Annotated in this window: 10 protein-coding genes; 1 reads left to right on the forward strand and 9 read right to left on the reverse strand. The window is 77.5% G+C overall.

Annotated features, from left to right (window positions below):
- The 5 genes from EF903_RS23705 to EF903_RS23725 all read right to left on the reverse strand — a co-directional run.
- A partial coding sequence (locus EF903_RS23705; RefSeq protein ID WP_399421532.1) for a peptide-N4-asparagine amidase occupies positions 1-617 on the reverse strand: 617 nt, incomplete at its 3' end.
- 104 nt (positions 618-721) lie between these two features.
- Positions 722-988 (reverse strand): GlsB/YeaQ/YmgE family stress response membrane protein, encoded by a 267-nt coding sequence (locus EF903_RS23710; RefSeq protein ID WP_125546337.1) that lies wholly within the window; start codon positions 986-988, stop codon positions 722-724.
- 62 nt (positions 989-1050) lie between these two features.
- On the reverse strand, positions 1051-1461 hold the full coding sequence (locus tag EF903_RS23715; protein WP_125546339.1) for a hypothetical protein: 411 nt from the start codon (positions 1459-1461) through the stop codon (positions 1051-1053).
- 5 nt (positions 1462-1466) lie between these two features.
- Entirely contained in the window at positions 1467-2378 is a 912-nt protein-coding gene (locus EF903_RS23720) for a hypothetical protein (protein ID WP_260615831.1), read from the reverse strand.
- On the reverse strand, positions 2375-3208 hold the full coding sequence (locus EF903_RS23725; RefSeq protein ID WP_125546341.1) for a phosphatase PAP2 family protein: 834 nt from the start codon (positions 3206-3208) through the stop codon (positions 2375-2377). The genes EF903_RS23720 and EF903_RS23725 overlap by 4 nt, the downstream gene beginning before the upstream one ends.
- Before the next feature lie 209 nt (positions 3209-3417).
- Between EF903_RS23725 and EF903_RS23730 the strand changes: the two genes are divergently transcribed.
- Positions 3418-4023 carry a TetR/AcrR family transcriptional regulator gene (locus tag EF903_RS23730; protein WP_125546343.1) on the forward strand — a complete coding sequence of 202 codons (606 nt, stop codon included), beginning with the start codon at positions 3418-3420 and terminating at the stop codon, positions 4021-4023.
- A 159-nt stretch (positions 4024-4182) separates the two neighbouring features.
- Here the strand turns inward: EF903_RS23730 and EF903_RS23735 are convergent, their stop codons facing one another.
- From EF903_RS23735 to EF903_RS34295, 4 genes are all read right to left on the reverse strand, one after another.
- Positions 4183-4773: a TerD family protein gene (locus EF903_RS23735; RefSeq protein WP_125546345.1), complete on the reverse strand. Its 591-nt coding sequence runs from the start codon at positions 4771-4773 to the stop codon at positions 4183-4185.
- 89 nt (positions 4774-4862) lie between these two features.
- Positions 4863-6095, reverse strand: a complete 1233-nt coding sequence (locus EF903_RS23740) for a DUF2201 family putative metallopeptidase (RefSeq protein ID WP_125546347.1) — start codon at positions 6093-6095, stop codon at positions 4863-4865.
- Between the two features lie 5 nt (positions 6096-6100).
- Positions 6101-7291, reverse strand: coding sequence for an AAA family ATPase (locus EF903_RS23745; protein WP_125546349.1), 1191 nt, complete (start codon positions 7289-7291; stop codon positions 6101-6103).
- Positions 7288-8481 (reverse strand): ankyrin repeat domain-containing protein (locus tag EF903_RS34295; protein WP_185902787.1); only part of this gene is annotated, 1194 nt, incomplete at its 5' end. The genes EF903_RS23745 and EF903_RS34295, both read right to left, overlap by 4 nt.

Consider the following 8481-nt stretch of genomic DNA (forward strand, 5'->3'; position numbering starts at 1 on the left):
ACGCGGTCCGGGGTGTCGGGGGCCGGGTGGTGGCGCTCGGCGGTGTGGAAGACGAGGGTGGCCTTGGCGTCGATGACACCGGTGTACGTCTCGTTGACGACGTTCCCGATGAGCATCTCGACGGGCTGGGGCCGGCTGAGGGTGTCCCGGTAGCGGGTGACGTCCTTCTCGACGGTCCAGGTGATGCCGTCGGGCGAGGGCTCGGGGGTGGAGGTGCGGAGGATCTCGACGCCGCCGAGGGAGAGGTGGCCGAGGCGGTCGAACTGGCGGCCCTTGACCCTGCCTTCGAGGCGCAGGACGACCTTGGCCCAGGGGCCGGTGCCGCAGTCGGCGGGCGGGGTGTACCGGCCCCGGTAGGGGGTGAAGTCCCGGAATTGGGCTTCCGCAACGGTCAGTTCGCAGGACCGGGTCGGCGGGCGGAGGACCGGCGGGTCGGCGGTGAGGGGGTCGTGCCAGTCGGTGCCGAACTCGGGCGGTACGTCGGCGGCGGGCGCGGCGGCGGCGGACGCGGCGGGCGCCGGTGCGGGGTCTGCCGCGGCTGCGGGGTGTGCGGCCGCCAGGGTGGCCGCCGCGAGGGCGAGCGCGCCGAGCAGCCCCGGCTTCCTGTGTCGTGTCATGGGCCCGCAGTGAAGCCCCGCCGGGAGGCCTGCGCCAGGGCGGCCGCCCCGCGCTTGGCCGGATCCCGCCCCTGCGTGAGGGGCGGCGGGGCATCCCGGGCCGGTCAGCTGCGGGAGTGGCCGAAGAGGATGCGGTAGGCGATGAGCAGGACGAGGGAGCCCGCGATGGCGGCGCCCCAGGTGGCCGGGTCGTAGAACTCGCCCGCGATCGGCTTGTCGAGGAGGCGGGCGGAGAGCCAGCCGCCGGTGAACGCGCCGGCGATGCCGATGAGCGTCGTGCCGATCAGGCCTCCCGGGTCGCGGCCCGGCAGCAGCAGTTTGGCGATGCCTCCGGCGAGCAGCCCCAGGACGATCCAGCTGACGATGCCCATGCCCGTTCACTCCGCTCCGTCGTACCCGGTGCCGCGCGGCGGTTGGCGCCGCGCCCCTGCCTTCAGGGACGCGGTGACGGCCGCAGCGGTTCTCCCCGGCGGGCCCCGGCCGCCGCCGCGACCGCGGCGGCGCCGAGCAGGGCGAGGGCCGCACCGGCGGCGAGGCTGCCTCGTCGCGCCGGGCCGGCGGCCGCCTGCGCGCGGCGGGGCCGGGCGCAGGCGGGCGGACGGCGGGAGCGGTAGGAGAGCACCGACCGGCGGGAGCAGGCGCTCAGCAGGGACCTGCTGCTCAGCCAGGAGGCGGCGGAGGCGACCGACAGGGCGGAGCCTGCCGATCCGGCGGAGAGCACGCTGCCGGCGGAGCCGATCGACAGGACGCTGCCGACGGACCCGATGGAGAGCACGGAGCCCGCGGAGCCGATGGAGAGGACGGAGTTCCTGGACCAGAGCGAGAGGATCGAGCGGTCGGCCATGCCCGTCATGCTGCCACACCGGAGACCGCCGCACCGGCGGCCGGCTGTGAACCGCCTTCCCGGCCGGGCCCGTTGGCGCGTGTCGCGTGCTGCACGCCGGGTGCCGAACGCGTCAGCAGCAGCACGCCGCGCGCCGCGGCCGCGGCGCCTGCGGCGGCGAGCAGCAGCCCCGCGGCCCCGCCCTGGAGGCGCTCCCCGAGCAGGACGGCGCCGATGGCCGCCGCGGCCAGCGGGTTGGCCAGGTTGACGACGGCGAGCGGTGCGCCGAGGCCGCCGCGGTAGGCGCGCTGCGACAGCAGCATCCCGCCCACGGCGAACACCGCGACGAGGCCGGCGACGGCGGCGACCGTTCCGGCGGCAGGGGAGCCTCCGCGCCCCGCGGCGGCGACGGCCACGGTCTGCGTCAGCGCGGAGGCGGCGGCGGATGCGAGTCCGGAGGCGGTGGCGTGCCGCAGCCCCGAGCGGACGTCGCGGCGGGCGGTCAGGACGCCGATGGCGGCCGCGGTCGCACCGGACAGGGCGAGGGCCTCCGCGAGGTCGAGGGTGGCGTGCGGCGCGGGCCCGGAGGCGGGCAGGAGCAGCAGGCCGAGGCCCGCGACGGTGGCGAGGGTGCCGCGCCACTCGGCTGCGGCGACCCGGCGCCCGGCGCGGCGCGCCCCGAGCGGGACGGCGGCGACGAGGGTGAGCGCCCCGAGCGGCTGGACGAGGGTCAGGGGCCCGTAGCGCAGTGCGGCGGCGTGCAGCAGCGCGGCGGCGGCGTTCAGCCCGGCGGAGGACCACCAGCGTCCGCTGCGGAGGAGGGCGCTGGTGCTGCGCGCCTCGCCCGCGCGGGCGAGGCGCTCCTGGGCGACGGCGGCCGCCGCGTAGGCGGCGGATGAGGCCAGGCACAGGGCGACGGCGACGGCGGTGGCGTTCACCGGCCCGCTCCGACGGGCTCGGCGGACCGGTCGGCGCGCCGCGGCCGCGGCCGCGGCAGGTCCCGTACGGGCGCGGGCGGGTGGGCCGCGGCAGGGGGCCGCGGGACGACGGCGAGGGCCGCGCCGAGCAGGGCGGCGGCGACGGCCGAGTCGAGCCAGTAGTGGTTGGCGGTGCCGACGATCACCAGGAGCGTCGCGAGGGGGTGCAGCATCCAGAGCATCCGCCACCGGGACCGGGTCGCGGCGGCCATGCCGGCCGCCAGCGCGAGCGCCCAGCCGAAGTGGAGCGAGGGCATCGCGGCGAACTGGTTGGCGACGGCGTCGGCGGCGGGCGCGGCCCCGTAGACGGACGGGCCGTACGCCAGCCCCGTGTCGACGAGGTGCGCGGCGTCCAGCATCCGGGGCGGGGCCAGCGGGAAGGCCAGGTGGAGGACGAGGGCGGCGCCGGTCAGGACGGCGAGGACGCGCCGGGCCCACCGGTAGTGGCCGGGTCTGCGCAGGTAGAGCCAGACCAGGAAGGCGACGGTGGCGGGGAAGTGCACGGCCGCGTAGTAGGTGTTCGCGGCGTGGACGGGCAGTTCGCCGATGCCGGGTCCGGGGAGCAGCAGCCGCTGGACGAGCCCCTCCCCCGGCAGGTACAGGGCCCGCTCCAGGTCCCAGACGCGGTCGGCGTTGGCGAAGGCCTCGCCGGTGCGTCCCGTGGAGAGCATGCGGCCCGCCTTGTAGGCGGCGAACAGGCCTGCGACGAGGAGCAGCTCGCGCACGAGCCGGGGCCTGCGCCCGGATCCCGGGCCGGTGTGCCGCCCGTCGGGTGTGTCGTGGGAGGTCATTCCCCCGGTCTCCCTTCCTGTACTCGGGCGCCGACCGCGCGGGGTTGGTGCGGGGGTGGAGGGCGGTCGGTTCGGCCACCGTGAAGCGAGACGTCAGTGTATCGATACATGAGCGTATCGATACGCGGGTGTACCGATACGCCTGCGTCCGGCGTATGCTTGCGGCACGGAAACCCCTCCCGCCGCGCAGCCCCGAGGAGCGCCGCCCCATGACATCGACGCAGGCCACCGCCGCGCGCCGCTCCAAGATCAGCCCCGAGCGGGCTCAGGAGCTGTACGCCGCCGTGCTGGACGAGCTGCGCGAGCACGGGTACGAGGCGCTCACGATGGAGGGGGTCGCGGCCCGGGCGTGCTGCGGCAAGTCGACGCTCTACCGGCAGTGGAGGACCAAGCCGCAGCTGGTCGCGGCGGCCCTGCGGGCGCACCGGCGGGGGACCCTCGCGGCGGTCGACACCGGCACGCTCGCCGGGGACCTGCGGGAGGCCGCCCGCATCGCGGCGGGCACCTCCGGCCGCGACACGCGCCTCACCCAGGCCCTGGGGCTCGCGGTGCTGAGCGACGAGGAGCTCCAGGCGGCCCTGCGGGAGGCGCTGGTCGAGCCCGAACTGGCGGCGTTCGGCGCGATGGTGCAGCGCGCCGTGGACCGCGGCGAGATCACCGCCGGGCACCCGGCCCTGGAGTTCCTCCCGGCACAGCTGATGGGTGTCCTGCGGATCCGGCCCGTACTGGAGGGGCGCTACGCGGACACCGCCTACATGGAGCGGTTCGTCGATGCGTCCGTGCTGCCCGCGCTGGGCCTGGCGCCGATCCCCTGAACCGGCGGGCCGCCGTCACCGATGACCGGACGGCGGCCCGCCCGCGCTGCCTCGTGGGGACGGCGGCAGCGCGCCACCCGGCCCGGGCGGCGACCACCCGCCTGCGAGGTGGCCGCCGCCCGGCCCGCGCGGATCCTCGTCCCGCCGCTGCGGGGCGCGTCAGGGGCGGTCGGCTCCCATGGTGCGGACGAACTGCTCCGGCTCCGCGTCGGAGCCGCGGACGGCGGCGTCCAGGACCCAGGCGCTCGCGCCGTCCCGGGTGAACCGGGCCACCGTCGCCGCGGTCGCGTCCGGCACCCCCGCGAAGTCGTCCTCGGCGAGGTCGAGGTGGCCCTCCCGGATGCGGACGCCGGTGCCGCCGACGGCCCCGAACGTCGTACGCCGGCCGCCGTCCGAACCGGTGTCCTGGATGACCACGCCGACGACGACCCGGACCGATTCCGGCCGCATCCGGTCCAGTTCGATCGTCATCACCTCGTCGTAGCCGAAGCCCTGCCCGGTGCGGCTGTCGCGGGTCAGGATGATCGTGCCGTCCGGGGAGCGGCTGCCGAAGTGGACCAGCTGGACGGGCTCGCCGTACGGGTCGGCGGCGCCGTACACGGCGGCCACTATGTCCAGGTCGTGCGCGGGCGACCCCGCCGGGCTCGGATCCCACCGGAGGGCGACCTCCACCCTCGCCAGGCCCTTGCGTACGCCGATCGACGAGCTGCTCACGAACTCCCCCTCTGCTCCACGGGTTTGCCCGGCCATGCTGTCATGCGCAGCCTCCCGGACCGGCCGGCGGCACATGTTCTCGGCCAGCCCGGGCCTGCGCGCCGCCGCCGCTGCGGGGCCCTGCGTCACGCCCCGGACGGGACGCGTACGGTCTCCACCCAGTCCGGCGGATCCGGCGGGCCCTCCCCCACCAGCGCGGCGACGACGCGGCAGGACACCGGCTCCGGCGGCCAGGGCGTGTACCCGTCGGTCAGGACGACGACGATGTCCGGCCGGTCCGGCAGCGCCAGTGCGGCGCGGATCCCGACGGCCATGTCCGTGCCGCCTCCGCCCTCCAGGACCACCTGCTCCGCCCGGGTCACCCGGGTCACCGTGTGCACGTCCGCGTCGCACGCCAGGACCGCGACCCTGTTGCCGCGCACCCCCACCTCGCGCAGCACGCCCGTCACCTCGGCGAGGGCGGCGGCCAGTTCGGCCTCCCCCATGGAGCCGGAGGTGTCGATGACGACCGCGACCCGCGGCAAGGGCCGGCGCAGGCTCGGGAGCACGACGCGGCCGCCGAGCGCGGGCGTGCGCCGCGAGGGCCGGCGGTAGGTGTAGTCGACGGCGCCGCCCGCCCAGGCGGCCGCCTCCCGGACCGCCCCGGACAGCGCCTGGCGCCAGTCGACGACCGGCTCCAGCAGCTCGTCTGCCCAGCGCTGCCAGCCTGCCGGGATCTTCCCCCGGCTGCGCCGGTGCGCCCGCACGGCCTGGGCGGTCTGCCGGCGCAGCGCCTCCGCCTCCATGCGGCCGATGCCGCCGGGGGCCTTGTCGCCCAGCTCCCACGGCGCGGGCACGCCGTGGGCCCCCGACCCGCAGTCCGGGTGGTGGTGCGGGGTGGGCGGGATGCCCGGAAGGTACACCTCGAAGAGCCCGCCGGGAGGCAGGCCGAACAGGCGGGGCTCCATCCGCCCCTCGGGCAGCGGCAGCCCGTCGGCGAGGAGGTCGTCGTTGATCTCGCAGTCCTGCGCGATGTTCACGCGTACGTGGTCGCGCTGGTCGGCGGCCGGCAGCCGGGCCGCCCGGCCGTGGTGGTCGCGCAGCAGGTGCGCCACCTCGTGGACCCACACCCCGGCGAGCTCCGCCACCGGGGTGTCGTCCACGAAGCGCGGGGAGACGTACGCGCGCCAGTGCCGGTCCACGCCCATCGTGGGCACGGCGGGGCTCGGTACGACGGCCAGCGCGTACAGCGCCGACGCCAGGTACGGCCGGGCCTCGGCGGCCCGGTAGCGGGCGGCCAGCAGCTTCGCCCGGTCCAGTCGGGCCGGCTCCGGCCCGGATCCGGCGGCGGGGCGCGGCGGCCCGGCGGGAGCGTCCACGGCGGTCAGCCGCCGCCGGGCAGCGCGCCGGAGAGCTGCAGCAGCTCCACGAAGGCGTCGATGCCGGAGGGCACAGGCCAGTCAGGGTCTCTCATCGCGGCGAGGTCGGCGGCGGCGCGGGCCGCGACGTCCGGCACGCCCGCGTCCACGGCCTTGGCGAGGACCGCCCAGCCCGCCTCCCAGCGCGGGCGGGTCGGCTCGGCCTGCACCGCGGCGACCACGGCGATGAGGAAGGCCAGTTGGCGGTCGCCGCGGTCGGGCAGGGCGAAGGCGCCCGGGTCGGCCAGCACCCGGTCGGGGTCGGGCAGGTCGAGGTTCTCCAGGTAGGCCAGCAGTTCCAGCCCGGCGCCGTCGCCGACGGCGCCGGCCAGGGCCGCGGCGAGGGCCTCCCGGCTGCTGCCGGCCGCGTAGCCGGTGGCGAGGAGCCGCAGGGCCATCTCCCAGGTCCGCGGGGACGGCCAGGCGCGGCCGCGCGCCTCGGCCTCGTTCGGCATGTGGTGGACGAGGCCGGGCCGGGCCGTCAGGAAGCCGGAGACCGCGCCGCGGGCGCGGGCGACGGCACCGGGGATGCGGGCCGGGTCGACGGCGGGCAGGGCCGTCTCCGGCCAGGTGCCTGCCATGCCGCGGGCGACGGTGCGCGGGTCGTGCGTCCAGTCGAGGTGGACGAACCGGTTCGCCAGCGGCGGGCTGAGGTGCCAGCCGTCGGCCGCGCTGGCGGGCGGGTTGGCGGCGGCGACGATCCGCACGCCCTCCGGGAGGACGAGGCTGCCGACGCGCCGCTCCAGGACGACGCGCAGCAGGGCCGCCTGCACGGCGGGCGGGGCGGAGGACAGCTCGTCGAGGAACAGCAGGCCGTGTCCGGTGCGGGCGAGGCGGACGGCCCAGTCCGGCGGGGCCATGGGCACACCCGTGGCGGCCGGGTCGTCGCCCACGATCGGCAGTCCGGCGAAGTCGGACGGCTCGTGGACGCTGGCGATCACGGTCTCCAGGCCGGTGCCGAGCGCGTCGGCGAGCTGCTGCATGCCGGCGGACTTGCCGATGCCGGGCTCGCCCCACAGCAGGACGGGCTGGTTGGCCGTCACGGCGAGGGCCAGCGCCTCCAGCTGGGGGTTGGCCGCCCGCTCGGTGCGGGTGGAGCGCAGCCGCGCGCCGAGGACGTCGGCGGCCTCCAGGGCACTCGGCCGGCCGTTGCTCATGCGCTGCCGTCCTCGTCCGCGCCGGCGTCGGGGCCGGCGTCCTCGTCGTCGTCCGTTTCCGCGTACTCCTCCTGCTCCTCGATCCAGTCGTCGAACCAGTCGGCGCCGATGCCCGGGAACTCCTCCTCGACGCGGCTGCGCAGGAAGCCGAGGTCGGTGCGCCGGAAGCGGCGGATGATCTGGGCGAGCGACAGGTCGGCCTCGTCGGTGGCGTCGATCCGGCAGCCGGCCGCGACGAGCGCCCACACCAGGTCGGCGGAGCCGCCGTTGGTGACGGCGGTCACCAGCGGGGTGCGGCCGAGCCCGTCCCGGACCTCCGGGGACAGGCCCGCGTCGAGGAGCCTCGGCAGCAGTGCCGTGTGGTCCAGTTGCGGCAGCAGGTGCAGCAGTGTGCAGCCGCGGCCGTCGCGGACGCGCGGGTCCGTGCCCGCGTCGAGCAGCGCCGCGACCCCGGGGGTGTCCCCGTGCTGGACGCGCAGGAACAGCTCGCGCCGCTCCTCGCGCAGGGCGCGCGGCAGCCGTACGCCGTCGGGCGCGGTCCAGGCGTGCTGGACGGCGAAGCAGCCGGTGACGGCGCCGCCGAAGGCCCGCATGGCGCTCTCGCGCCGCTGCTCCTCGGCGCTGTGGTGGAGGAGGTCCAGGGTGCCGCCGCGGGAGTGCACCTCGTGCCACGCGGTGCGGCAGCGTACCCGTACGGGGCGGGGCGCGGCGGGTCCCGGCGGGCCGGCGGCGGAGCCGGCTCCGGGGAACAGCGAGGCGGCGACCAGGGGGTGGAGCTCGCGCGGGGTGATCCGGCCCGTGCGGACGAGTTCGAGGTCGGGCAGCCGCTCGTACGCGAACGCGGGCAGGCGGGGCCCGGAGGCGTCGGCGTTCCACTGCCGTCGCTCGCCGGACACGCGCAGGCCGCGGGCCCCGTCCGGCCGGAGGACGAGGAGGCCGTACCAGCCCGTCGGCACGGTGAACCGGCCGCCCTCGCCGGCGGCGGCGAGCCGCCGCACTTCCCGCTCCAGGCGGGTCAGGTCGACGCCGTCCGCCGCCAGGACGGAATGCGGGTCGGTGCGGCCCCCTTGGACGCCCGTTTCCGACAGCGTCGTGTCGCGGTCGAGGCCGGCGGCCGCGTACGCCCCGGGGGCGTCGCCGCGGGCGTGCAGGAGCGCGGTCCACTCGGCGCGTGCGGCGGGGTCGTGGGG

Source organism: Streptomyces sp. WAC05292, from assembly GCF_003949955.1.
Lineage (GTDB): Bacteria > Actinomycetota > Actinomycetes > Streptomycetales > Streptomycetaceae > Streptomyces > Streptomyces globosus.